We start from the raw sequence: 23666 nt of genomic DNA on the forward strand, positions 1-23666 counted from the left end.
CTTCAGTAGTTTCGTCGCAGGTCCAGGCCCGAGTACAGATCCGCGACCTGCTCGGCGTAACCGTTGAACATCAGCGTGGGTTGGCGCGAGGCGAACAGCCCCGCCCCAATGGGTCGCTCCGATGCCTGGCTCCAGCGTGGGTGATCGACCTCGGGGTTGACGTTGGCATAGAAGCCATACTCGCGCGGCGCCGATTGTGACCAACTGGTCTTCGGCTGCCGGCTCGTGAACTCGATGGCATTGATGGACTTGATGCTCTTGAAGCCATACTTCCAGGGCACGACCAGTCGCATGGGCGCGCCATTCTGGTTGGGCAGTTCGCGCCCATAGACACCGATGGCCATTAAGGTCAGCGGGTGCATGGCTTCTGCCATGGTCAGGCCTTCCTGGTAAGGCCAGTCGAGAATTGGACGGCGCAGGCCAGGCATCTGCTCGCGCCGCATGACCGTCTTGAAACGCACAAAGCGGGCATCGGCGTCGGGTTCGAAACGCTCCAGCAGGCGCGACAATGGCACACCCACCCAGGGAACCACCATCGACCACGCCTCGACGCAACGCAGTCGATAGATCCGCTCTTCCAGTTGCTGCGCGCCGAACAGGTCTTCGAAATGGTAATCACCCGGCTTGCCGCAGCGCCCGTCCACCCGAACCGTCCAGGGTCGGGGCTCGAAGTCACCGGATCGTTCGGCCGGATCTGCCTTTCCGGTGCCAAACTCGTAGAAGTTGTTGTAGGTGGTAATGTCCTGCCAGCTATTAGCCTGCAGGCCATCGCCCCAGGGCGTCGTCGCAATGCCCTCCAGTGGCGGGGTCTGCCCGCTTGGCGCCAGCATCTGCCCGACCGCCGCACCGGGCAACGCCAGGCCGGCCGTGGCCAGCCCGGCCCGCTTGAGCCAGCGGCGGCGGTCGTGCCAGACGGCTTCCGGGGTGATCTCGCTGGAGGGTATGTCGGCGGGCTTGCGAATCAGCATTGGGGCTCCTGGCCGGGTCGGCATCTGGGTTACGGATACACAGACCGGGTTTCACCCCATTATATTACGCCCGCTACCAGCCCCAGGGGCGGCGGACCTTCTCCAGGCGCCGCCAGCGACGCAGGCGGCGGGCCGGCAAGACCCGTGCAGGCCGGCGACGGCGGGCCGCCCGGTGCCTGCGAACATGTCGCCGGGTCCACCACACCGCCAGAGCTGCCCTGGTGTTCATACGCCCCCCATCGTCCGTCGTGCCAGTCGGGGGAGCGGCAGGATCAGCTTATATCGGGGCTACGAAGGATGAATTGGGAAAAAGACTGAAAAGGCCGTAAGAGATCAGCTCGTCTCGTCGATATCCAGGCCCATGTCACGTGCGCGGCGGCGCCACTTGCGGCGCGCCAGCGCCTGCATGTCGACGCTGTCGTCGGTCTCGTCAACGATTTCCAGGCCCAGCAGCGTCTCGATGATGTCTTCCAGCGTCAGCAGGCCCTGCATGTCGCCGTACTCATCCACCACCAGCAGCATATGCGCGCGCTCACGCTGGCAGACGTTAAACGCCCGGGCCAGGGTGATGTTCTCGGGGATGGACGGCATGTCTCGGCGATAACGGGCCAGCTTCTTGTGCGCGTTGCCGCGCGCCTGCGCGAGCAACAGGTCCGAACGCAGCACAAACCCGGTGACGTTGTCCTGGTCCTCGTTGAAGATGGGAATGCGCGAGAATGGCTCCTGCTCGTAGCGGTGGAAAAACTCCTCCACAGTGGTGGAATCCGGTAACAGGAACACCACGGTACGTGGCGTCATGGCCGCCTCGACCGGGGTCATGCGCAGCGCCAGCAGGTTCTTGACCACTTCGGATTCGCGCCGGCCCAGCTCGCCTTGCTCGGCGCTGAGCTCGACCATGGCGGCAAACTCCTGGCGGCTGAAGCCACTAAGCGTCGGCCCCTCGGTCATGCCGCCGGTCAGCCACTCGGACAGCTTCACGAACGGATACAGCACCCACACCAGCACGCGCAGAACATAGGCCGTGGCCGGCGCCAGCTGGCGCCAGTAATGAGCGCCGAGCGTCTTCGGGATGATCTCGGAGAACACCAGGATCAATAGCGTCAGCACCGCGGAAAAAATGCCCAGGTAGGCGCTGCCGAACACCTTGGTGGCCTGCGCACCGGCACCGGCAGCACCGGCGGTATGGGCGATAGTATTGAGCGTCAGGATGGCCGCCAGCGGCTGGCCGATTTTCTCGCTCATCCTGGCCAGTATGGCGCCGGCGGTACTGCCCTCTTCCAGCTTCAGCGCGACATAGGCCGGCGTAACGCTCAGCATCACCGCCTCGGCGATGGAGCACATGAAGGAAAAGCCCAGCGCAACCAGGACGTAAATAATCAGTAAGGTCATGATGAGAGTGTGTGCGAAGCGTCCGTGTGCGTCCAGCCGCAAAGCTCGCGGCGGACGATGGTCTCGATGACATCCATGCCCTCATCACTGGCGTTCAGGCACGGCACGTGGGCGAAGGCCCTGCCGCCCGCCGCGAAGAAGTCCTCGCGCAGGGCGATATCGATTTCTTCCAGCGTCTCGATGCAATCAGCGACGAAGCCCGGGTTGAAGATCGCGACCCTGTCAGTCCCATTGGCCGCCCAGCCCTTGACGGTCTCGTCCGTCGCAGGCGTCAGCCATTCTTCCGGGCCGAACGTTGACTGGAACGCGGTCACCAGCCGCCCCCCGGGCCAGCCCAGGCGCGCCTCCAGCAGGCGCGAAGTCTTCATGCAGTGACAGTAATAGGGGTCGCCGGCATCGAAGTAGCGTTTCGGAATGCCATGGTACGACGCCACCACCTTTTGCGGTTCGAAGTCCAGCGCCGCCAGGCCCGCCTCCAGCGAGCGCGCCAGCGCGTCGATATAGACCGGCGCATCGTGCCAGGGCGGCGCCACGCGCACGGCGGGCATCCAGCGCATCGCCGAAAGTACCCGGAACACCTCGTCACAGACGCTGGCCGTGGTCGTCGCGCTGTACTGCGGGTACAGGGGCACCACCACGACACGATCACAGCCCTTTTCGCGCAGGACCAGTAGCCGCGCCTCGATGGCCGGGTTGCCATAGCGCATGGCCCAGTCGACCTCGACCTCATCCAGGCCCGCCAGCCGTTCGCCCAGGCGCGCTGCCTGGTCACGGCTGTAGGTGCGCAGCGGTGATTCATCGCGCTCACGGTCCCAAACCTTGGCGTAGGCTTCGGCCGAGCGCTTCGGCCGGAACGTCAGGATGATGCCGTAGAGCACCGGGTACCAGAGCCAGCGCGGCCGTTCGACGACCCTGGGATCGCTGAGGAACTCGCGCAGGTAGCGGCGCACGCTGGCCGTGTCGCAACCGTCGGGCGTGCCCAGGTTGACCAGCAGCACACCGACCTTGCCATGACGAATGTCGGGATGCCCCGTGGGGCGTGGTTGATCGCTCATGCGCCTATGAATAGCCGAACTGGACCGCGATCACAATCGCCACGGCACCGGCAGCCACGTACATCGCCACCAACGGCCAGACAAAGCGGAACCAGCGCCCGTAGGGAATGCCACACAGGCCCAGCATGCCCATCAGCACCGCATTGGTGGGCACAATGATGTTCATGAAACCGTCGCCCATCTGGTAGGCCAGCACGGCCACCTGCCGGGTCACGCCCACCAGGTCGGCGATCGGCGCCATCAGCGGCATGGTTACGTAGGCCTGGCCGGAGCCCGACGGGATAAAGAAGTTCAGCGCGCTCTGGATCAGCAGCATACCCACGGCGGACAGCTCACCACCCACGGCCTCCAGCGGCACCGCCAGCGCGTTGACGATGGTGTACAGCACCTGGCCGTCGCTGAGCATCAGCTCGATGGCGCGGGCGAAGCCGATCAGCAGCGCGGTACCGGTCAACTCGGCGGCGCCGTCGACAAACCGGCGCGCCATGTCATCGAGACCCAGCCCACAGACCAGGCCCGCGACCAGCGCCAGGCCGATGAAGATCGCGCCCAGCTCCACCAGGTACCAGCCCTGCCACTTGATGCCCCAGACCAGGGCCACCAGCGTCGCCAGGATCAGGCCCAGCACAGCCCAGTGACGGCCGGTCAGCGCGGTCGATTCCGGTGACTCCGGCGGCTGCGCTTCGGGAATGTCGTACACCAGCGAAGCCGTCGGGTCGGCCTGGACCTTGCGCGCGTAGCGCAACACGTAGACAAAACCGATGGCCAGGAACGGGAAGAACAGCACCAGCCGGTAGCCCCAGCCGGAGGTCGGCGGCAGGCCGGCCACTTCCTGCGCCACCAGCACCGTGAACGGGTTGATGACGGCGGTACCGAAGCCGACCGCGTAGCCCGCGGTCATGATGCCCAGGGCCGCCACGGTATCCATGCGCATGGCCCGGCACAGCGTAATCAGGATGGCGATCAGGGCGATGTATTCCTCGGCCATGCCGATGGTTGACGAGCCGGCACCGAAGGCCAGCATGCCCATCGCGATCAGCAGTGCGGTCTGGCCACCGAATCGCTCCAGCAGCCGCGACATCGCCGCATCCAGCGCCCCGGTGGCCCGGATCACCCCCAGCGCACCGCCGATGATGAAGACGAAGAAAATGATGCCCTGCGCCGCGGCCAGGCCACGCGGAATCACCGTGAACAGCGACCAGAACGACGGCGCGCTGGCGTCCGCCAGTGTCGTGAACGTGCCGGGCACGACCACTTCGCGGCCATGATCGTTGGTCACCGTCTCGAACACACCGGCCGGCAACACAAGCGTCGCGAGCCACGCCAGCACGATCATCCCGTACAGCAGTACCAGCGTGTGCGGCACCTTCATGCCGATGGGCCGGGCGCTCAACCGCGCGCCCTCTTCACGAACCAGGCCGCGAAGACCATGAAGAAGATGAAGCCGGCCAGGTTGACCAGCCAGTCCGGCCCCAGCCAGCCTGTACCGATACCGGCCGGTCTTGCACCCTGCCAGAACGCCACGCCGGCAATCGCCACGCCCAACAAGCCTTCACCACCCACGAAACCCGAGCCCAGCAGCACGCCGCGGTCACGTCGCCCGGCGGCCTCTTCCTCGCTGGCGGCCTTCTTTTCCAGCCACAGCTTCAGCATGCCGCCCAGGAAGATCGGCGTCATCGTCGACACCGGCAGGTACACGCCCACCGCGAACGGCAGCGAGGGAATACGGCACAGCTCGGCGATGATGGCGATACCGGCGCCGATGGCCACCAGGCCCCACGGCAGGTTCTGTTCCAGCACGCCGTCGATGACCAGCTTCATCAGCGTTGCCTGCGGCGCGGGCAACTCCTCGCTGCCGAAACCGAAGGTTTCCGCCAGCAGTAACACGGACAGGCATACGAAAGTTGCGGAAGTCAGCACGCCCACCAGTTCACCGATCTGCTGGTTTCGCGGCGTGGCGCCCAGCAGGTAGCCGGTCTTCAGGTCCTGGGAGGTGTCGCCGGCGATACTCGCCGCAATCGCAACCACGCAGCCGACGGTCAGGGCCGCGGCCTTGCCGGTCATATCGGTCCAGCCCATCAGCAGGAAAATGCCCGACGTGCCCAGCAGAGCGGCGATGGTCATGCCGCTGGTGGGGTTGCTGGTCACACCCACCAGGCCGACGATGCGCGAGGCCACGGTGACAAAGAAGAAGGCGAAAACGATCACGCAGATCGCCGCGACCCCGCGCTCCAGGCCGCTGTCCAGCGCACCAAACGGCGCGGGCACGAAAGCCAGCACCGCGCCGATCAACACCACACCGATGCCCACCGCCTTCAGCGGCAGTTCCCTGGCCGTGCGCGGCAGGTCCTCGGCGCCGTCTTCGTCGCCGACACGGTTACGCAGCTCACCGGCGCCAATGCGGAATGACTCGATCATCACCGGCAGGCTGCGCACCAGCGTGATGATACCCGCCGCGGCCACCGCGCCGGCGCCGATATAGCGCACGTAACGGGTCCAGATCTGGCTCGCCGACATCTCACTGATGGTCATGACCAGTTCCGGGTACATGGGCGGCCGCCCCTCGCCCCAGATGGCGATGCCGGGAATCAGCACCAGCGAGGACAGCAGCCCGCCGCCCACCATGACGGTGGCGATGCGAGGCCCCAGGATGTAGCCGACGCCGAACAACGCCGGTGACAGGTCCATGCCCAGTTCGCCCTTCTTCAGGAACGGCAGTTTCAGGTGCGCCTCGGCCGGCAACACCTTGAGCCAGCTGGTCAGGGCCTTCCATGCCGCGCCGGCGCCCAGGCCGATAAACACGTTGCGCGCGTGATGTCCGCCGGATTCGTTGGCCACCAGCACATGGGCGCAGGCCGTGCCTTCCGGGTAGGGCAGCCGGCCATGCTCGCGCTGGATCAGGAAACGCCGCAACGGAATCATGAACAGGATGCCGAGCAGGCCACCGGCCATCGCCAGCAGCGTCATCTGCAGTAGCGACGGGGACAGCCCCCACAGGAACAGCGCCGGCAACGTGAAGATCACCCCGCTGGCCACCGAACTGGACGCCGAACCCACGGTCTGTGACAGGTTGGCCTCGAGTATGCTGGCCTGGCCGCCAAAACGGCGCAGGGCTTGAAAGGCCGCGACGGTCATGACCGCGACAGGGATCGAAGTACTGATGGTCAGGCCGGCGCGAAGGCCCAGGTAGGCATTCGCGGCGCCGAACAGCACGCCGAAAAGGATGCCGAACAGCAGCGCCTTGATCGTGAACTCACCCGGCGACTGGTTCGCCGGGACATACGGGGTGTAGGTTTCGCCCTCGCGCAACTCTCGATGCGCGCTCTCGGGCAACTTGCGGGGTTCCTGCGCCATGGCCGGTTATCCTGTTGTGATGATGGCGGCAGTACAAAGCCTAACCTACCCTCACCCCTTAACCCAACAGTCTACCCGGCACACGGGCAGAAATATCGCCTCGAACGCTTCCCTTTGGTGAACGGACTCCATGTCCGCCAGCGTCGGGCGCCAGTCGTTCAAACGCGTCGAGACGTGGCAGGAGCATATGACAGTTAGTTCCTGTTTACAAGAACTTATTGTTTAATATTAAAGTAAATAAACATATTCACCGCACCACAACCTGCCCACTTGCACAGGGCACCGGCCTTTGACGGCCATCGATCGCCAGCCTAGAATGCAGAACGGCAGGCGGCCGCGCGGTGCGGTGCGCCCAGGGGAGCCCCCAGAGGAGTCAAAAAATAATGATCTGTCCGAAATGTTCCGCCGAGATGGAAATCGCAATTTATGATGAGGTCCGGGTGGATCGCTGCACCAACTGCAAGGGCCTGTGGTTCGATACCGGCGAACTCGAGCGACTGCGCAAAGACACCTGGATGGCCGATTACATTCTTGACACCGGCAGCGCGTCGGAAGGCAAGAAGTACAACCGCATCGACAAGATCAATTGCCCGCACTGCGGTGTCGCGATGAAGGAAGAGTTCGACGCCGACCAGCCGCACATCATGTACGAGACCTGCCCGGACGGGCACGGCACCTTCCTGGATGCCGGCGAGTTCACCGACCTGGTCAAGAAAACCTTCTGGGACCGGTTCAAGCGCGCGCGCTAAAACTTAGCCAATCACCCGCCGGCGACCACGGGAGCCGGCCACTAAAAAACCCGGCCTCGATACCGAGCGCCGGGTTTTTTTATCGGACCGGTTGATGACCCGATTACAGCGGAACGACGTTCTCCGCCTGCGGGCCCTTGCGCCCTTCACCGATGGTGAACTGCACTTCCTGGCCCTCTTTCAGGGACTTGAAGCCTTCAGACTGGATGGAACGGAAATGGACGAACACATCGTCCTGGCCTTCACGCTCGATAAACCCAAAGCCCTTCTCGTCGTTAAACCACTTGACCTTACCGGTAATCACTTCAGACATCACATGACTCGCTAGCTGCTAAGTTGACGGTGCCCCAGCCGGGACAGGCGAATGATACACAGCCACCATGGGCCGTGCCATTACAAAATCGTGGCGCTGGAGGGGGCCCAAACTGACCCGTTCTCAATCGATATTGGCGTTCATGGCCACCTCGAGGCGGCCGTCCGGCAGCAGCATGCCGCGCTCGACGCTGAAGCAGGTCAGCAGGTTGATGAGGATGGCCTGGGCATGCGGGTACAGCTTCGGCTGGGGGTCGCGCGGCGGACGCACCGTGAACAGGTGTGGCTGGTCGATGCCGTACCAGCGGTTGCTCAGCCGGGTGCCGGACGCGCGCACCGCGAAACCATGGCCAAGCGTCTTTTCGTGCAGGTACGGCGACAGTGCATCGCTGAATGCCCGCAACGCGGTGTCAGGCAGGTAGTTGGGAAAGTCCCAGAACATGACCAGGTCAAACCTGCGGCCCGGGTCACTGATCGCCAGCGCGTCCGAGAACGACTTTACCGTCTCTTCGTGGCTCATTTCACCGGCGCCTTCGCGCACCAGTGACTCGCTGAACAGGCTGGCGAAATGCAGGTGGCAACGATAGGCCGAGTAGAAGCGCAGCGTCTCCGGCGTGGCTGGGCCGATGTCCAGCACGCTAAAACGATCGCCCTTGCGCAGCTTTTCAAATACCGCCGGAAACAACAGGCTCTGCTGCCTGGGCAGGGTTCCGCCGGCAGCGGCGACGCCGCCTGCTGGATTCAAGACTTCACTCACAGGTGGATTCCGTGAAAACACGCCGTGGCCCCGGGACCGGGGCCACGGTCAGTACGTCGTCCTGGAAACCGATTCAATCGGCTTTCAGGGAGAGGCCTTCCTGGGCCGACTTGTCTTTTCCAGGCACGGGTGCCTGGCCGTTGGCCGATTTCGCCGTGTCCGCCGGCCGGCTGCCATTCGCGGAAGCCGCTTCTGCCGCAGGCTTGGCGGGCTGGGCGGCGGGCTTGCCCGGGTCCATGTCGATGCTGCCCTTGAACTTGGCGCCATCTTCCAGGCTCATGCGCGGTGCAACGATGTTGCCGCGAACATTGCCGCTGCTGGAGATGATGACCTTCTCGGAGCCGCTGATATCGCCATTGACCTCGCCATCAACCTTGACGATGCGGGCCTCGATGTCGGCGTTGACCTTGCCGGTGGTGCCGATATCGAGACGGTGCTGGCCAAGGCTGACCTTGCCATCGACCTGCCCTTCCACCAGCAGGTTCTCTTCACCGCTGACGTCACCATTGATCCGGATTTTCGGGCCGATCACCGCGCTGCGTCCGCTTGAGGGGTTGGCCGCACGAGTCGCTGCGGCATCGTTCAGGCCGGCGTCGAAATGCGCCTTCGGGGCCTGCTCATTGCTGTCTTTTCGCTTGTCGAACATGAATGAGTTCCAGGTACTTGTTCATAGGGGACGTCCAAGTCTAGCAGCAAAATGTCACCAAACCGGCAAAATAAATTGCGGCTAAAACCCTGCCCTGCCAGGCCATGCCGCCCTGTGCCACTGCGCCAGGATGCGACAATCCCCGGTTCGTCCATTACAATCCGGGTGGATGAAACCGGCAAGCCCCAGTGGCGTTTCAATTTCCGCATGACGGACAGCGAGATCACGCTGCTACTTGATCGTTGGAGCAAAGGCGACGAAGCCGCGCTCGAACAATTGCTACCACTGATCTACGCCGAACTGCACCGAACCGCCGGCGCCTACATGGCCGCGCAGCGCGCCGGCCACACCCTGCAACCCACCGCGCTGGTCAACGAGGCGTTCATGCGCCTGAGCAACCCGGCGGACTCACCGTTCCGCAACCGTTCCCATTTCCTCGCCGCCGCGGCCCAGGCCATGCGTCACCTGCTGATTGACCATGCCCGCCGCAAACAGGCCGAGAAGCGATTCGACCCGGTCAACCGGGTGACCCTGCTGGAAGGCGACTTTGCCGGCGAGAGCGACGAGGCCGATGTGCTGGCGCTGAACGAGGCGCTGGAACGGTTGCGCGAGGCCAACCCCAGGCAGGAGCAGGTCGTGGTGCTGCGCTACTTCGGCGGCATGTCGCAGGAGGAGGTCGCCGAGGTGCTCGACGTCTCGGTGCCCACGGTGGCCAGGGACTGGCGCATCGCCCGGTTGCTGCTGCACGAGTGGCTGAGCGCGGACGACGCGTCCTGAGCCCCGCCCCGCTGCCATGAATGACCGCGCCGAACGCGACCGCCGCATCGCCGAACTGCTTGAAGTCATTATTGACCTCGAGCCCGAGGAACAGGCCCGGGTGCTTGCGGCGCGCGAGGCTGATCCCGAACTGGCCCGCCATGTGCTGAAACTCGCGGCCGCCGAAGACGCACCCGGCCATCGCCTGGACCAGCCCTTACTCACGGGTGTCGATGTCGACCTGGACGCACTGGCGCGCGCGGCGCAAGAACCGGACACGCCGGAGGACCCGGAAACCATCGGGCCGTTCACGCGCATCCAGTTGCTGGGCGAGGGTGGCATGGGGCGTGTTTATCTCGCCCACCAGTCCGCCCCGGTCGAGCGCGACGTGGCCCTCAAGGTCATGCGCCATGGCCTGAGCCGGGATATCGACCGGCTGCGATTCGATACCGAGCGCCAGGCCCTGGCGCGACTGAATCACCCGAATATCGCGCAGATTTTCGAGGCCGGCACCACCGAGACCGGGCACCCCTGGTTCGCGATGGAATGGGTGCGGGGTGTATCGATCAGCCAGTTCAGTGACGAGCACCGGCTGGGCGTGGATGCGCGGCTGCGCCTGTTCATGGACGCCTTGCTGGCCATCCAGCATGCCCACCAGAACCAGCTGCTGCATCGCGACCTGAAGCCGTCGAACATCCTGGTTACAGCGGTCGATGACTTGCCGATGGTCAAGATCATCGACTTTGGCATCGCTGAGGGGCTCGATGACACCGACGCCGAGAGCCGGCACCGCGGCCAGCGCGCCGGCACACCCGGCTACGCACCACCCGAATCGCTTCCGACCGATGGCCAGCCCGTCCACCTCGATACCCGTTCGGATATATACACGCTGGGCGTCACGCTATACGAACTGCTCTGCGACCGCCGGCCGTTCGATCGCGCCGGCGACGCACCGACCGAGGTGTGGCGACGGATCCGCGAAGACACGCCGCCCACGCCGGCGGCCCAGGTGGCTGGCCTGCACCCGGAAGAAGCGCGGCATGTCGCAGGGAACCGCTCGGCCCGGCCCGACCAACTGGTCAGGACGCTGTCCGGCGACCTGGGCGCGATCGTCATGAAGGCCATGGCGCGCGACCGCGAACAGCGCTATGGCTCGATCAGCGCCTTTTACCAGGACCTGGTCCACTACCTGTCGCATGAGCCGGTCACCGCGCGGGCCAATGACTTTACCCATGTCGCCGCGCTGTTTTTCCGTCGCCGGGCCGGGGCCGTGATCGCCGCCGCGATGCTGCTGGTAGCCATGGGCGTCGGCCTGGTCGCCTGGTCCGAAGAGGCCCGGCGCGCCGCCCAGGAAGCCCAGCGCGCGCAACGCGAGGCACTGCAGGCCCGCGAAGCCCTGGCAGAGTCGCGACAGCTGTCCGACTTCGTCGTCGACCTGTTCGAACTGACCGGCACGCGCAGCGGCCAGCCACAGCGGATGACCACGAGGGAACTGCTGGACCTGGGTGCCGAACAGGTCGCTGGTCACCCTTCCCTGCCGCCACTGGAGCGGGCGCGGCTCATGCAACTGCTGGGCGAAATTTACACCCGCGTCTATGCGCTCGAACCGGCCCGGACCATGGCCATGGGGGCGCTGACGCTGCGCCGCGAGCACCTGCCGGCCACGCACACCGCCATCGCCGACAGCCTGGGCCTGCTGGGCGACATCCATCGCATCGAGATGCAGTACGAGCAGGCGGAGCCGCTGTTGCTGGAAGCGCTGGCCATTGCCGAGGCCGCGGAACCGCCCCACCCCGCCGCCCTGGCCGTCGCACTGGAACGTATGGCCTCGCTGTACTGGATCCAGGATCGCACCGATGATGCTATCGCCGCCCTCGAACGCGCCCTGGACATCCGCGAGGTCGAGCTGGGCGGGGCCGACGAACTCGCGCTGGCCGACGCCCTGTTTCACCTGGGCAACATGCTGCACACCCGCGGACGCGACGACGAAGCACAGCCCTACCTGGCCGAAGCCGCCCGGCTGTACCGGATCATCCACGGCGATGGTCACGTCAAGACCGCCACCACGCTGAACAACCTGGCGCAGTCGGAAGAAGCGCTGGGCCAACTCGACGCCGCCGAGAGCCACTACCGCGACGCCATCGCCGCGTGGCACGCCATCCACGGCCACTTTCATCCCCGCCCCATCCTGGCCAGCGAGTCACTGGCCCGGGCGCTGGGGCGCTGGGGGCGCCCCACTGACGGCATGGCGCTGGCACAGACCGCCCTGGATGACCGCATCGCGCTGCACGGCGGCGAAACGGCCGACGCCACACCCGCAATGATTGCGCTGGGCGTGAACCAGGCGCTCGCCGGTCACCTCACCGCGGCCGCCGCCAGCCTGGAGCGCGCCCGCCAGGTGGCCGCGGCCGAATTCGGCGAGCAACACGCCCGGACCCAGGCCGCCATGGACGCCATCGGTTGGTTGAACTGGTACGAGGGAGAGGCCGCGGTCGCAGAACGCATACACCGTAAACTCCTCGAGGCCCGCCAGGCCAGGCTGGGTGAGGATCACGCGCTGACCGCATTCAGCCACCTGAACCTTGGCCTTGCCCTGGGCAGCCTGGGCCGGTTTGACGAGGCGGTGGTGGAACTGACAACCGCGCTGGACGTATGGTCGGGCAGTCGGGGCAGTGGCCATCGCAGTACGGCCCTGGCCCAGCATTACCTGGGACTGGCGAAATGGCACCTGGGGGACCCACAGGGCGCCGAGGCGCTGTTCGAGCAGGCGCTCGCCACCCGTGGCCGCCTGTACCCACCCAGTCACCGGGATGTCGAGAGCAGCCGCAACGCGCTTGAGGCCATCCGCGCGAACAGCGCACCGCTTTCCTTCGACGCCAGGCACTGAATACACCCGGGCCAACAAAAAACCGGGGCCGCATTGCGACCCCGGTTTCGTTAATGCGTGGTGCCGAATCCGTGGCACCGTGTCCTTGAAGCCCCCTGGTCCGGGTGCCGTCAGGCGCCGGTTCCCTCCCTTACACGGTTAATACGCGATTGATGCGCCAACAATATCACTTTTAATTTATTTTAATCATTATCATCGACTTCCAGTTGGCCGCTGAGACGCCGCCAGACGTGCGACCAGGACAAACCAATGGCCAGCAGTATGGCCATCGCGGACAACACCAGCCAGGCCACCGCGTTTGCGGACCCGGCGCTGACCACACCGATATCAATCAGCAGCCAGATGCCGGTGCCGATAATCAGGGCACCAATCACCGACCCCAGCAGGCCCAGGCTGTTCTTGGTGGAGACCAGGAACACGGTCCAGCCGGCCAGCAGGATGGCGCCGACAAAGAAATGCACCGCACTGATGCCACCGGTGCCGTCTTCATTAGCCACGGCCCGTTTGACCCAGTGAAAGTACGACCAGCCGCTGGGATTGAAGGTCAGGAACACCAGGAAAAACGACGCCACCAGGCGCCAGAGGAAATCGATCGCCCCGAATTCATTCGAGGACTTTGAGCCGTCCGCCATGCCGCAAACACCTATTCACCTGAACGCCGGACATTATGCCCGATTCGCGCGCGTGCACAGCGGTGACACCGGCGGCGACAGGCCGCCCCTGGTTAGCGGCCGGAAGCATCCGGCGAAGGCAGAACCTGCGTTACACTTGCGTCATCCCTGTTCAGCCAGCCGGAGAATTTCGTGCCCGAAACCATCAACGTCAATGGCCAGCCGCAAACCTTCGATGGGGATGGCGACATGCCCCTGCTGTGGTACCTGCGGGAGAAACTCGACCTGACCGGCACCAAGTTCGGCTGCGGCATGGGCCTGTGCGGCGCCTGTACGGTGCACCTGGACGGCCAGGCCATTCGCTCCTGCCTGACGCCCGTCAGCACGGCGTTTGGCCGCGACATCACGACCATCGAGGGCCTGTCCGAGGATGGTTCACACCCCCTGCAGCTGGCCTGGATCCGGCATCGCGTGCCGCAATGCGGCTACTGCCAGGCGGGGCAGATCATGAATGCGGCCAGCTTCCTGGCCACCAACCCCAGCCCCGACCGCGACGCCGTCGACCAGGCCATGCAGGGCAACATCTGCCGTTGCGGCACCTATAACCGCATCAAGGCGGCCATCCTGGATGTCGCTGGCACGGAATCGGAGGACATGGCATGAGCGTATTTCACGTCACCCGCCGCGATTTCCTGCGCACCTCCGGCGTCGCCGCCGGCGGCCTGACCCTGGGCGTCGGCTTTACCGCATCAGCCCTTGGCAGCGCCCAGGCGCCCGACCCGACGGAGCTGAATGCCTTCGTCCACATCGCCCCGAATGGCGACACCGTGCTCTACTGCGGCCGCTGCGAAATGGGCCAGGGCATTTCCACCGCCCTGCCCGCGGCCGTCGCCGACGAGCTTGAGGCCGACTGGTCACGCGTGACCGTGCTGCAGGGTGACGGCGATGCCAAGTACGGCCCACAGAATACTGGCGGCTCGAAGAGCATCAACGTCATGTTCACCCCCATGCGCGAAGCCGGCGCCGCGGCCCAGGCCATGCTGGTCACCGCCGCCGCGCAACGCTGGAACCTGCCCGTCGACGACTGCTACGCGGACAACCACGTGGTCCGCAACCGCCAAGATGACCGCCAGCTGGGCTACGGCGAACTGGCAGCCGACGCGGCGAAACTGGATGTGCCCGACTCGCCGCGGCTGAAGCAACCCGACCAGTTCCGCTACATCGGCAAGCCGCTGCCGCGGCACGACATGGCCGACGTGGTCACCGGCCGGCGCACCTATGGTGCCGACACCCGCATTCCCGGCATGAAATACGCCGCCATCCGCCACGTCCCGGTCATGGGCGGGGCGGTGAAGTCTTTCGACGCCACGGCCGCCAGGGCCATGCCCGGCGTCGTCGACGTGATCGCCATCGATCGCTTCGAGAACGCCTACGGCAGCCTGGGCGGCATCGCCGTGGTCGCCGATACCACCTGGCAGGCACGCAAGGCGCTGGACGCCGTGCAGGTCGAGTTTGAGCCCGGGCCGCATGGCGGCTATGACTCGTCCGCCTACAAGGCCGAACTGGTCAGCCGCGTTGAGCAGCCCTGCGAGAAAACACATGAACGCGGCGACCTGGCCGGCGTGTTCGACGCGGCCCAGTCGCGGCACAAGGCCACCTACACGGGCGGACATTTGTCCCATTCGCCGATGGAACCCATGGCCAGCACGGTCTGGGTACGCGAAGACGATGTCGAAGTCTGGGCGTCGACCCAGGACCCGGCCGGCATCCAGCGCACCCTGGGCGCGTTCCTGGGACGCGAACCGGAGTCCATCACCGTGCACGTGATGATGGCCGGTGGTGCCTTCGGGCGGAAGTTCAAGTGTGACTACGTGCAGGAAGCCGCGGCGCTGTCGCGGGCCGTCGGCGCGCCGGTTCACCTGACCTGGTCGCGCGAGGAAGACACGCGCACCGGCTACTACCACTCGCTCAGCGCGCAGCATATCGAGGCATCGATGGACGCCGAGGGCAACGTCACCGGCTGGCTGCACCGGGCCGCGTTCCCGGCCATCCGCACGACCTTCGACCCCAGCGTCGACCGCCCGTCCGCCGACGACCTGTCGGCGGTCAGCGACCACCCGTACGGCATCGCCAACATGCAGGTCGAGTCCGGCCTGTCACCGGCGCATACCCGCATCGGCTGGTACCGGGCCGTGTATGCCATTTTCTACGGCTACGCCATCAACGTGTTCACTCACGAACTGGCGGAGAAGGCCGGCAAGGACCCGCTCGATTTCTACCGGCAGATCTACGCCAACAACACCAACCCGGAGCAGGCCGAGCAGGTGCAGCGTTCGCTGGGCGTGCTGAACCTGGCGGCCGAGAAGGCCGGCTGGGGCCGCGAACTGCCCGACGGCCAGGGCCTGGGCATCGCCGTGCACCACAGCTTCGAGTCCTACCTGGCCATGGTGGTCCATGCCGAGGTCGACGGTGACGACATCAAGGTGCACCGGGTGGACTGCGCGGTCGATTGCGGCCTGGTGCTGAATCCCGACCAGGCCACGGCGCAAATGGAAGGCGCGGTCATGATGGGCATGTCTTTGGCCCTGTACACGGAGGTCAGCTTCCGCGAGGGCGCGGTCGTCAATTCGAATTTCCATGACTACCCGGTCCTGCGCAGCAACGAGGCGCCACCGGAGATCAACGTGTATTTCACCAATACGGACGCCCGCCCCACCGGCCTGGGTGAGCCCGGTGTGCCGACCTTTGCCCCGGCGCTTGCCGGCGCGATCTACGCTGCCTCCGGTGTGCGCCACCGTGACCTGCCGATCAAGCCAATGACGGTCTGAGCGCAGCCGGGTGACCCGACTTTCCGGTATGCTAGCGGGCTGAAATCGCATAACAGAGGTTCCACCCGCATGAAAATCCGTACCCCGCTGGCCATGGCTGTCGCCATCGCCATCAGCGCGGCCGCCTGCTCGAAGCCCGAGCAGGAGCAGGCCGCGACCCCGGAGTCTGACACCGCCACCACGGCGGCCGCTGAAACCCCAACGACGACCGAAGCCGTGACCGAAACCGACGCCAACCCATTCCTGGCCGCCAGCCCGCTGTACCTGGGCTACCCGCAGTTCGACAAGATCGACGATGCCGACTACCTGCCCGCTTTCGAGCAGGGCATGAAAGAGCAGCTGGTCGAAATCCAGGCCATCGCTGACAACCCGGAAGCGCCGACTTTCGACAACACCTTCGTGGCCATGGAGCGCTCAGGCCAGACCCTGGACCGCGTTTCCCGCGTGTTCTTCGCCATGGTCTCCGCGCACACCAACGATGCCATCAACGAGGCCCGCGCCGAGCTGGCGCCGAAACTGTCAGCGCACGGTGACGCCATCCAGCTGAACGGCCCGCTGTTCGAACGCATCAAGACCGTGCATGACAACGTCGACGCGCTTGAGCTGGACCCCGAATCGAAGCGACTGGTCGAGGAAACCTACCGTGACTTCGTCCGTGCTGGTGCACAGCTCAATGACGAGCAGAAGGAACAGCTGAAAGCCCTGAACGCGGAGCTCGCCACCCTGACCACCGAGTTCAGCCAGAACGTGCTGAAGGAAGTTAACGGCAAGGCCATCGTCGTTGAAAGCGCGGAAGAACTGGCCGGCCTGACCGACACCGAGATCGCATCCGCGAAAGAGGCCGCCGAAGCCCGTGAAATGGGCGATAAGTGGGTCATTCCTCTGCTGAACACCTCGCAACAGCCTTCCCTGGCTTCGCTGGAGAACCGTGAACTGCGCCAGCGCATCATGGAAACCTCGCTGGGCCGTGGCAGCTCAGGTGGCGAGTTCGACAATCGCGAGGTGTTGACGAAGGTCGCCCGCCTGCGCGCCGAGCGCGCCGCGCTGCTGGGCTACGCCAATCACGCCGCCTACCAACTGGAAGACCAGACCGCGCGCACGGTTGAAGCCGTCAACGAACGGCTGGCCAGCCTGGCGCCGCCAGCCGTGGCCAACGCCAGGAAAGAAGCCGCCGACCTGCAGGCCGTGGTCGAGGCCGAAGGTGGTGACTTCGAAATCACCGCCGCCGACTGGGACTTCTACACCGAGAAGGTGCGGCAACAGAAATTCGACTTCGATGCCGGCGAGCTGAAGCCGTATCTCGAAATGAACAACGTGCTGGAAAACGGCGTGTTCTTCGCCGCCGGCCAGGTCTATGGCCTGACCTTCGAACCGCGCCCCGACCTGCCCGTCTACCACCCGGACGTAAAAGTCTGGGAAGTGTTCGACGCGGACGGCTCCACGCTAGGTCTGTTCATCGGCGATTTCTACGCCCGTGAATCGAAGCGCGGCGGCGCCTGGATGAACGCCTACGTGTCGCAGTCCGGCCTGATGGGCACGCAGCCGGTGGTCGCCAACCACCAGAACATCCCGAAGCCGCCGGAAGGCGAGCCGACGTTGATGACCTGGACCGAGGTCACCACCATGTTCCACGAATTCGGCCATGCCCTGCACGGCCTGTTCTCAAACGTGAAGTACCCGTCGTTCTCCGGCACCTCGGTGCCGCGTGACTTCGTCGAGTACCCCTCGCAGGTGAACGAAATGTGGGCCGACTGGCCGGAAGTTCTGGCCAACTATGCGGTGCACTACCAGACCGGCGAAGCGATTCCTCAGGAACTGCTGGACAAGGTACTGGCGTCGAGCAAATTCAACCAGGGCTACGCCACCACCGAGTACCTGGCCGCCGCCCTGCTTGACCAGGCCTGGCACCAGCGCACCGCGGACGAAATTCCGGACGCCGACGGCGCCCTCGCCTTTGAGGCGCAGGCCCTGGCCGACGCCGGCGTCGACTACGCCCCTGTGCCGCCGCGCTACCGCAGCACCTACTTCTCCCACATCATGGGCGGCTATTCCGCCGGCTACTACGCCTACATCTGGAGCGAGGTGCTGGACGCCGACACCGTGGAGTGGTTCAAGGAGAACGGTGGCATGAGCCGCGAAAACGGTGACCACTTCCGCGCGACGCTGCTGTCCCGCGGCGGCTCGGAAGACGCCATGGCCCTGTTCCAGGACTTCCGGGGCCGCGCGCCCGACGTCCAGCCGCTGCTGGTTCGTCGTGGCCTGGTCAACGAGGAAGACTAAGGGCGAAGGTCCCAAGGAAAAAGCCCGTCTCACGGCGGGCTTTTTTCGTACCGGGCTGGCGCTTTTTGCCGCTTAACCCTGTCTCGTCGCGATGACACAAGACCCAAACCACACGTCCGCAGCGGCCCGCCCACGGGCAGAAGGCCACGTGTTCCTCACCGGCGCCCCCCGCTGTGGTTCCTCGTGGGCGGGACAGGCCCTGAGCGCGGCCATCGGCGCGCGTTACATCTACGAGCCATTCAACCCGCAATGGGCACCCGCGCTGAAGGGCCGCTCGGGCCACTTCCGTTACCTGGGTGCCAACGCCAGCCCGCGCTCCGAGATTGTGACCGCGGCCGACCGGGCCTTCGCCGGCCAGCAGGGCCTCAAACAATGGGCACGTGCCGCCTACCGTGGCTACCTGGGCAACGCCATGACGGGCCGTGCGCGCGTGCTGGTCAAGGACCCGACCGCCTGCCTGATGGCCGAATGGCTGGCACGGCACTACCCCATCCGCGTAGGAATTATTTTCAGGCACCCGTGTGGTTTCGCGTCCAGCCTGTCGCAACTGGAATGGGACTTCAGGGTCGACCGGCTACTTTCGCAACCCGGGTTACTTCGCAAACACCTTTCCAGACACGAGCAGCTGCTGCGCCAGGCCGGAAAAGACCCGTGGTTGCGCAAGGGGGCGTTCTGGGGCGCGCTGCACCATGTTTTCCTTGCCCAGTCCATGGACCATCCGGACTGGGTCCTGTGGCCCTACGAAAGTCTCTGCGCCGAGCCCGAGGCACAGTTCCAGGCCCTGGCCCGGTCTTTGGACTTCGACGTTGACGATAATGCCTTGCGCCGTGCGCTTCCTTCCGTGCGTCACAACAGCCCCGACAGCGGCAGCACGCGCCGGCATAGCCAGTCTATGCCGGCCAGCTGGCGTAAACGCCTGTCGGCGGCCGCCATTGATGCCGTCGAGGGCATCGCCCGAGAGTTTGTGCCACGTGGCGCGCTGGCGGCCAGGTCGCCGACAACGGCGATACATTCAGACAGCTGGTAGTGTGTGTTTTCACTATAATGACACCCCGTCGAACCGGGGCCGACCGCGCCCGCCTTCTGCCTGTCAAACCATGATGATCTGTATCAAATCCGGAAACCTGGTTATTGGGCCCAAGGACGGCCGTTTCGTCGAATGATTGACGTTCTGAAACGCATTCTCCGGCTACCGCTGACGCTGCTCAACCTGGCCAGGCAACCCTTCAAGGTGCCCGGCTACATGGTGACGCGCACGCTGCAGGCCTGGCGCCACGGTTTCTCGCTGGAACGACGCCAGGATCACACCGCGAACATTCGCCGCGGCGACATCCTGCTGTTCGCCACACTGCGCAACGAACGCGTGCGCATGCCCTGGTTCCTGGACTATTACCGCAAGCTGGGTGTAAGCCATTTCCTGTTCGTCGACAACGGCTCTACCGATGGGTTCCGGGAGCTGGTCGCCGACATGGAGGATGTCTCGGTGTGGTACACGGAGGCCAGCTACGCGAAAGCGAACTTCGGCATGCACTGGCTTAACGGCCTGCTGCGCCGGTACGGCCGGGGTCACTGGTGTGTGACCTGCGACCCCGATGAATTCCTGGTCTTCCCCTACAGCGACCATCGAAACCTGGAGGACCTGGCCGGTTTTCTCGAAGCCGAACAGCGGCGGAGTTTCTGCTGCGTCATGCTCGACATGTACAGCGACGGCCCGATCAGCGACGCCCACTACCGCGAAGGCGACGACCCCCTGGCCATCACGCCGTTCTTTGATGGCGTCGGCTACGTACAGCAACCGGGCTGGCTGAGCGAGATCAAGGTCCAGGGCGGCGTTCGTCGGCGGGTGTTCTTCAACGATAATCCGGACTCGTCGCCGTCGATTCACAAGACCCCCTTCGTCAAGTGGCGCTGGTATGACAACTACTTCCTGTCGATGCACCAGCTGGTCCCGGCCTACCTCAACGTGCCGCACGCGGCCACGCATGATTCGCCGACCGGCGTGCTGCTGCACTTCAAGTACTTCTCCCTGCTGGGTGACAAGATCGAGGAGGAAATGACCCGTGGAGAGCACTGGGACAACTCCTTCGAGTATCGCAGCTACGACGCACGCTTCCGACAGGGGCCGCTGCAGCTGTACTACGAGCGATCGGTTCGCTACTCCGACTGGCAGCAACTGGTCTCGCTGGGCTTCATGAACACCGGCCGGTGGTTCTAGGGACACGCCGGTGAAGATCGCTTTCCTCGTTCTCGCCCACGACCAGCCGGCGCAGTGCTCGCGCCTGGCGGACCGCCTGCTCGCCCAGGGCGCGGACGTGTTCATCCACGCGGACGAACGCGCCGGCAGTGCTTTTATCGAGCGGTTCAACGCCCATCTCCAGGCCAATAAGACCCAGGTCACCTGGGCCCCGCGCACGACCGTCGAATGGGGCAAGTGGTCGATGGTGCGTGCCACGCTGAACGGCCTGCAGGCCATCGCCGACTCCGGCTCCCGCCCGGATTATGTTTACCTCATTTCCGGCGCCGACTACCCTGTCCGCCCCCTGGACGAGCTCAGGGCCTTCCTGCGCGAACATCACGGCCGCGAATTCATAGAGAGTGTGAATGCGCTGGAAAACCGCTGGGTCACCGATGGCCTGCAGGAAGAGCGCTGGCGCTACCGGCACTGGGTCAGCTGGCGGACTCATCCCTGGCTGTTTGACAAGCAGTGGCGACTACAGCGCCTGCTTGGCCTGCGGCGGGAAATGCCGGCCGGGCTGAAACCGCATATGGGCTCACAATGGTGGACACTGACCTGGCCAACCTGCGAAGCCATCCTGGAACTGGCCCGCGACACCGCCATCGAATCATTTTTCCGCACCACCTGGGTGCCGGACGAGCTGTTTTTCCAGACCGCGGTGCGCAAGGTCGTGGACCGGCAGGAGAATATCGATTCCCGCCACCTGACGCTGTACCGCTTCGATGTCACCGGCCAGCCGCTGGTGTTTCATGACGACCACGCCGAACTGCTGGCGTCGCAGCCCTACTTTTTCGCGCGCAAGCTATCAACCCGCGCCAACCAGCTTCGCGATCACCTGGATGCCGCGCCGGGACCGGATTTCCAACATGTGGCCGGGCATTACCGCACCGTCGCGCTTCCGCTGGAAGAATATGACGCGCATATCGAGCAGCGGGCCAGTGGCCTGCCGGGTGTCAGGCGAATGCTTCGCCCCGACCCCGGAAACTACGGCGACCTGGCCTGGAACCGGCGGCCTTACGTGGTCGTTATCGGCGAGTGCGCCAATTCACTGCGCGCCACGAGAGAACACCTCGACAACATTGACGGGCTGGTTTGCCACGGTGAACTGATGGCACCCGGGCCGCTTGACCTGGCCGATACCGATACCGGCCGCGCCGGTTACCAGCCCGGCGACAGCGGCCTGCGTGACCATTCGCCGGTCGACTTCCTGGCGGATCTCATCAACGACGCGCCCGACAGTCACGTGGCATGGTTGCTGCGGCCCGGCCAGGTGTCGATCGAACGGCACAAGCATGGCAAGCCCACCCGAACCGACCTCGCTCTCATGCATGCCGAAGACCCGAACGCGCGGCTGGTCTTTCCGGACACCGACGGCACTTCGACCCGGGATATCCTCCAGGCGGCTCGCAGCCATGCCACGCCGCACATTGTCCTGGACCTGTCGGCTGTTGGAGAGATTTCACCGGAGCAGGCCCTGTCACGTTTTATCAACGACCACCTGCCTGGTTGTCACACACCGGAATCGCCGCGATGAAGAAGCGGTTGATCCTGCATATCGGAGTTCACCGCACCGGCACCACCAGCATCCAGGGCTGGTTGCACGGCAATCGCAAGGCCCTGCTTGGGCAAGGCGTTCGTTATGCCTTCGACCAACGCATGCACACGGATATCGCCTGGCAACTCCACACCGGCAAGCTGAGCCCGGGCACACTGACGGAAAGGCTGCTGCGCGATGCGGCCGATGACCGGGTTCACACACTGATACTCAGTGGCGAGGACTTCTGTGTCCTGCGTGACCCATCGATCCTGTCCGGCCTGCGTGATCATTTCGAAGTGACCGTCGTGTGCTACCTGCGCCGCCAGGACAGCTGGCTGGAGAGCTGGTACAACCAGCACGTGAAATGGCCCTGGGACCGTGCGTTGAGCCAGGCCAGCGCCGGCGAGTTTATTGGTCAGGCCGAACAGTTCTACTGGATTGACTATGCCTGGTTGCTGGCAGGATGGCGCAACGCTTTTGGCGATGACAACCTGCGCATCCGGGTCTTCGAACGCGAACAGCTCACCGGCTCACTCGAAGAGGATTTCGCCGCCCTTTGTGGTATCGATGCCGGTCAATTGGGCGATCCGGTTGCCGGCAGCAATGACTCGGCACCACCCGAGGCCATCGAGTTCCTGCGCCACCTGAAACTCATCGACAAGCTCGGTGACGAAAGACTGGTCGTGGTGCGCACGGTCGTCAACATTTTCCGGCGTAATGGCCTGGCCCACGAGAAACACTTCTGGCCGGCGAAGGTACGCCGCGAATATGCCGCACAGTTCGCCGATTCGAACAAGGAAGTGGCGACCCGGTACCTGGGCCGGGCAGACGGCGCCCCCCTGTTCATGGCCCCCTTACCCGGTACCGATGAGACGCCACCCCGGTTCCAGCTTCCGGCCGTACCGGCCCTGTACGACACGATCGTCAACCCGGTGGTCCGGAGACTGCTGTGGAGAGTCCTGTCGCTCCAGGACCAGGCGGCCGAGCATCGCCGCCACGGCAGAGGCCGGCCTGTCACGCTCGTGCATCGGCTTAAAGCCCATGGACAGGAGTGGCTAAGCCGCCTGCGGGGGCTCACGGGGCGCTCGACCGATCTGCGGTTACGCTCCCTGATGGATCTCAGGGCCCTGCCACTACGCCAGCGACAATTGCTCAGGCAGGCGCTGAAGGCCGTAAACAATGACGAAATACCTAACCTTGATGATCCTGTGGACGTGACCCGGCGATGGGTCGAGCCCGTGATTTCAGACCTGGCCGCACGCTTCCACCAGGCCCGGCAGGCGAAACAAGGCCAAGCCTGA

General features: G+C 64.8%; 19 protein-coding genes. 10 read left to right on the forward strand and 9 right to left on the reverse strand.

Going from position 1 to position 23666, the window contains the following annotated elements; all coding sequences use genetic code 11:
* Window positions 1-2 precede the first annotated feature (2 nt).
* The 5 genes from msrP to F3N42_RS03090 all read right to left on the reverse strand — a co-directional run bounded on the left by msrP (window position 3) and on the right by F3N42_RS03090 (window position 6766).
* Window positions 3-968 carry a protein-methionine-sulfoxide reductase catalytic subunit MsrP gene (msrP, locus tag F3N42_RS03070; protein ID WP_150862907.1) on the reverse strand — a complete coding sequence of 322 codons (966 nt, stop codon included), beginning with the start codon at window positions 966-968 and terminating at the stop codon, window positions 3-5.
* Between the two features lie 333 nt (window positions 969-1301).
* Window positions 1302-2357: a CNNM domain-containing protein gene (locus F3N42_RS03075; protein ID WP_150862908.1), complete on the reverse strand. Its 1056-nt coding sequence runs from the start codon at window positions 2355-2357 to the stop codon at window positions 1302-1304.
* Window positions 2354-3412: a ferrochelatase gene (gene hemH / locus F3N42_RS03080; RefSeq protein WP_150862909.1), complete on the reverse strand. Its 1059-nt coding sequence runs from the start codon at window positions 3410-3412 to the stop codon at window positions 2354-2356. Before hemH ends, F3N42_RS03075 begins: the two co-directional genes overlap by 4 nt.
* Before the next feature lie 4 nt (window positions 3413-3416).
* Window positions 3417-4805 (reverse strand): YfcC family protein, encoded by a 1389-nt coding sequence (locus F3N42_RS03085; protein WP_224784656.1) that lies wholly within the window; start codon window positions 4803-4805, stop codon window positions 3417-3419.
* On the reverse strand, window positions 4802-6766 hold the full coding sequence (locus F3N42_RS03090) for an OPT family oligopeptide transporter (RefSeq protein WP_150862910.1): 1965 nt from the start codon (window positions 6764-6766) through the stop codon (window positions 4802-4804). The genes F3N42_RS03085 and F3N42_RS03090 overlap by 4 nt, the downstream gene beginning before the upstream one ends.
* A gap of 383 nt (window positions 6767-7149) precedes the next feature.
* Between F3N42_RS03090 and F3N42_RS03095 the strand changes: the two genes are divergently transcribed.
* Window positions 7150-7515 (forward strand): zf-TFIIB domain-containing protein, encoded by a 366-nt coding sequence (locus F3N42_RS03095; protein WP_150862911.1) that lies wholly within the window; start codon window positions 7150-7152, stop codon window positions 7513-7515.
* Window positions 7516-7618: 103 nt separating this feature from the next.
* Here the strand turns inward: F3N42_RS03095 and F3N42_RS03100 are convergent, their stop codons facing one another.
* From F3N42_RS03100 to F3N42_RS03110, 3 genes are all read right to left on the reverse strand, one after another.
* Window positions 7619-7828 carry a cold-shock protein gene (locus tag F3N42_RS03100; RefSeq protein ID WP_191621204.1) on the reverse strand — a complete coding sequence of 70 codons (210 nt, stop codon included), beginning with the start codon at window positions 7826-7828 and terminating at the stop codon, window positions 7619-7621.
* Between the two features lie 123 nt (window positions 7829-7951).
* The gene (locus tag F3N42_RS03105; protein ID WP_150862912.1) at window positions 7952-8584 is read right to left on the reverse strand and encodes a hypothetical protein; all 633 of its coding nucleotides are present in this window, start codon (window positions 8582-8584) and stop codon (window positions 7952-7954) included.
* Window positions 8585-8657: 73 nt separating this feature from the next.
* Window positions 8658-9230: a bactofilin family protein gene (locus tag F3N42_RS03110; protein WP_224784657.1), complete on the reverse strand. Its 573-nt coding sequence runs from the start codon at window positions 9228-9230 to the stop codon at window positions 8658-8660.
* Between the two features lie 165 nt (window positions 9231-9395).
* Between F3N42_RS03110 and F3N42_RS03115 the strand changes: the two genes are divergently transcribed.
* Window positions 9396-10007 (forward strand): sigma-70 family RNA polymerase sigma factor, encoded by a 612-nt coding sequence (locus tag F3N42_RS03115; protein WP_224784659.1) that lies wholly within the window; start codon window positions 9396-9398, stop codon window positions 10005-10007.
* Between the two features lie 16 nt (window positions 10008-10023).
* On the forward strand, window positions 10024-12873 hold the full coding sequence (locus F3N42_RS03120; RefSeq protein ID WP_150862913.1) for a tetratricopeptide repeat protein: 2850 nt from the start codon (window positions 10024-10026) through the stop codon (window positions 12871-12873).
* Between the two features lie 182 nt (window positions 12874-13055).
* On the opposite strand, the gene F3N42_RS03125 is transcribed toward F3N42_RS03120, so the two are convergent.
* A complete protein-coding gene (locus F3N42_RS03125; RefSeq protein WP_150862914.1) occupies window positions 13056-13505 on the reverse strand; it encodes a DUF6524 family protein in 450 nt (149 codons plus the stop codon).
* Window positions 13506-13676: 171 nt separating this feature from the next.
* Here F3N42_RS03125 and F3N42_RS03130 point away from each other — a divergent pair, with 171 nt between their 5' ends.
* The 7 genes from F3N42_RS03130 to F3N42_RS03160 all read left to right on the forward strand — a co-directional run bounded on the left by F3N42_RS03130 (window position 13677) and on the right by F3N42_RS03160 (window position 23666).
* Entirely contained in the window at window positions 13677-14147 is a 471-nt protein-coding gene (locus tag F3N42_RS03130) for a (2Fe-2S)-binding protein (protein WP_224784661.1), read from the forward strand.
* Window positions 14144-16312, forward strand: coding sequence for a xanthine dehydrogenase family protein molybdopterin-binding subunit (locus F3N42_RS03135; protein WP_150862915.1), 2169 nt, complete (start codon window positions 14144-14146; stop codon window positions 16310-16312). The genes F3N42_RS03130 and F3N42_RS03135 overlap by 4 nt, the downstream gene beginning before the upstream one ends.
* A 69-nt stretch (window positions 16313-16381) precedes the next feature.
* Window positions 16382-18592 carry a M3 family metallopeptidase gene (locus F3N42_RS03140; RefSeq protein ID WP_150862916.1) on the forward strand — a complete coding sequence of 737 codons (2211 nt, stop codon included), beginning with the start codon at window positions 16382-16384 and terminating at the stop codon, window positions 18590-18592.
* Between the two features lie 148 nt (window positions 18593-18740).
* A complete protein-coding gene (locus tag F3N42_RS03145) occupies window positions 18741-19619 on the forward strand; it encodes a hypothetical protein (RefSeq protein ID WP_191621205.1) in 879 nt (292 codons plus the stop codon).
* A gap of 132 nt (window positions 19620-19751) precedes the next feature.
* Window positions 19752-20807 carry a glycosyltransferase family 2 protein gene (locus F3N42_RS03150; RefSeq protein ID WP_150862918.1) on the forward strand — a complete coding sequence of 352 codons (1056 nt, stop codon included), beginning with the start codon at window positions 19752-19754 and terminating at the stop codon, window positions 20805-20807.
* Window positions 20808-20817: 10 nt separating this feature from the next.
* On the forward strand, window positions 20818-22362 hold the full coding sequence (locus F3N42_RS03155; RefSeq protein ID WP_150862919.1) for a beta-1,6-N-acetylglucosaminyltransferase: 1545 nt from the start codon (window positions 20818-20820) through the stop codon (window positions 22360-22362).
* Complete coding sequence (locus F3N42_RS03160; RefSeq protein ID WP_150862920.1) at window positions 22359-23666, forward strand: hypothetical protein; 1308 nt, start codon at window positions 22359-22361, stop codon at window positions 23664-23666. Before F3N42_RS03155 ends, F3N42_RS03160 begins: the two co-directional genes overlap by 4 nt.

This window comes from Marinihelvus fidelis (assembly GCF_008725655.1).
GTDB classification, from domain to species: domain Bacteria; phylum Pseudomonadota; class Gammaproteobacteria; order Xanthomonadales; family SZUA-36; genus Marinihelvus; species Marinihelvus fidelis.

Coding starts and splice junctions, on each gene's coding strand:
- msrP (WP_150862907.1), bottom strand. CDS start 968: ATGCTGATTCGCAAGCCCGCCGACATACCCTCCAGCGAGATCACCCCG.
- F3N42_RS03075 (WP_150862908.1), bottom strand. CDS start 2,357: ATGACCTTACTGATTATTTACGTCCTGGTTGCGCTGGGCTTTTCCTTC.
- hemH (WP_150862909.1), bottom strand. CDS start 3,412: ATGAGCGATCAACCACGCCCCACGGGGCATCCCGACATTCGTCATGGC.
- F3N42_RS03090 (WP_150862910.1), bottom strand. CDS start 6,766: ATGGCGCAGGAACCCCGCAAGTTGCCCGAGAGCGCGCATCGAGAGTTG.
- F3N42_RS03095 (WP_150862911.1), top strand. CDS start 7,150: ATGATCTGTCCGAAATGTTCCGCCGAGATGGAAATCGCAATTTATGAT.
- F3N42_RS03100 (WP_191621204.1), bottom strand. CDS start 7,828: ATGTCTGAAGTGATTACCGGTAAGGTCAAGTGGTTTAACGACGAGAAG.
- F3N42_RS03110 (WP_224784657.1), bottom strand. CDS start 9,230: ATGTTCGACAAGCGAAAAGACAGCAATGAGCAGGCCCCGAAGGCGCAT.
- F3N42_RS03120 (WP_150862913.1), top strand. CDS start 10,024: ATGAATGACCGCGCCGAACGCGACCGCCGCATCGCCGAACTGCTTGAA.
- F3N42_RS03125 (WP_150862914.1), bottom strand. CDS start 13,505: ATGGCGGACGGCTCAAAGTCCTCGAATGAATTCGGGGCGATCGATTTC.
- F3N42_RS03135 (WP_150862915.1), top strand. CDS start 14,144: ATGAGCGTATTTCACGTCACCCGCCGCGATTTCCTGCGCACCTCCGGC.
- F3N42_RS03140 (WP_150862916.1), top strand. CDS start 16,382: ATGAAAATCCGTACCCCGCTGGCCATGGCTGTCGCCATCGCCATCAGC.
- F3N42_RS03150 (WP_150862918.1), top strand. CDS start 19,752: ATGATTGACGTTCTGAAACGCATTCTCCGGCTACCGCTGACGCTGCTC.
- F3N42_RS03160 (WP_150862920.1), top strand. CDS start 22,359: ATGAAGAAGCGGTTGATCCTGCATATCGGAGTTCACCGCACCGGCACC.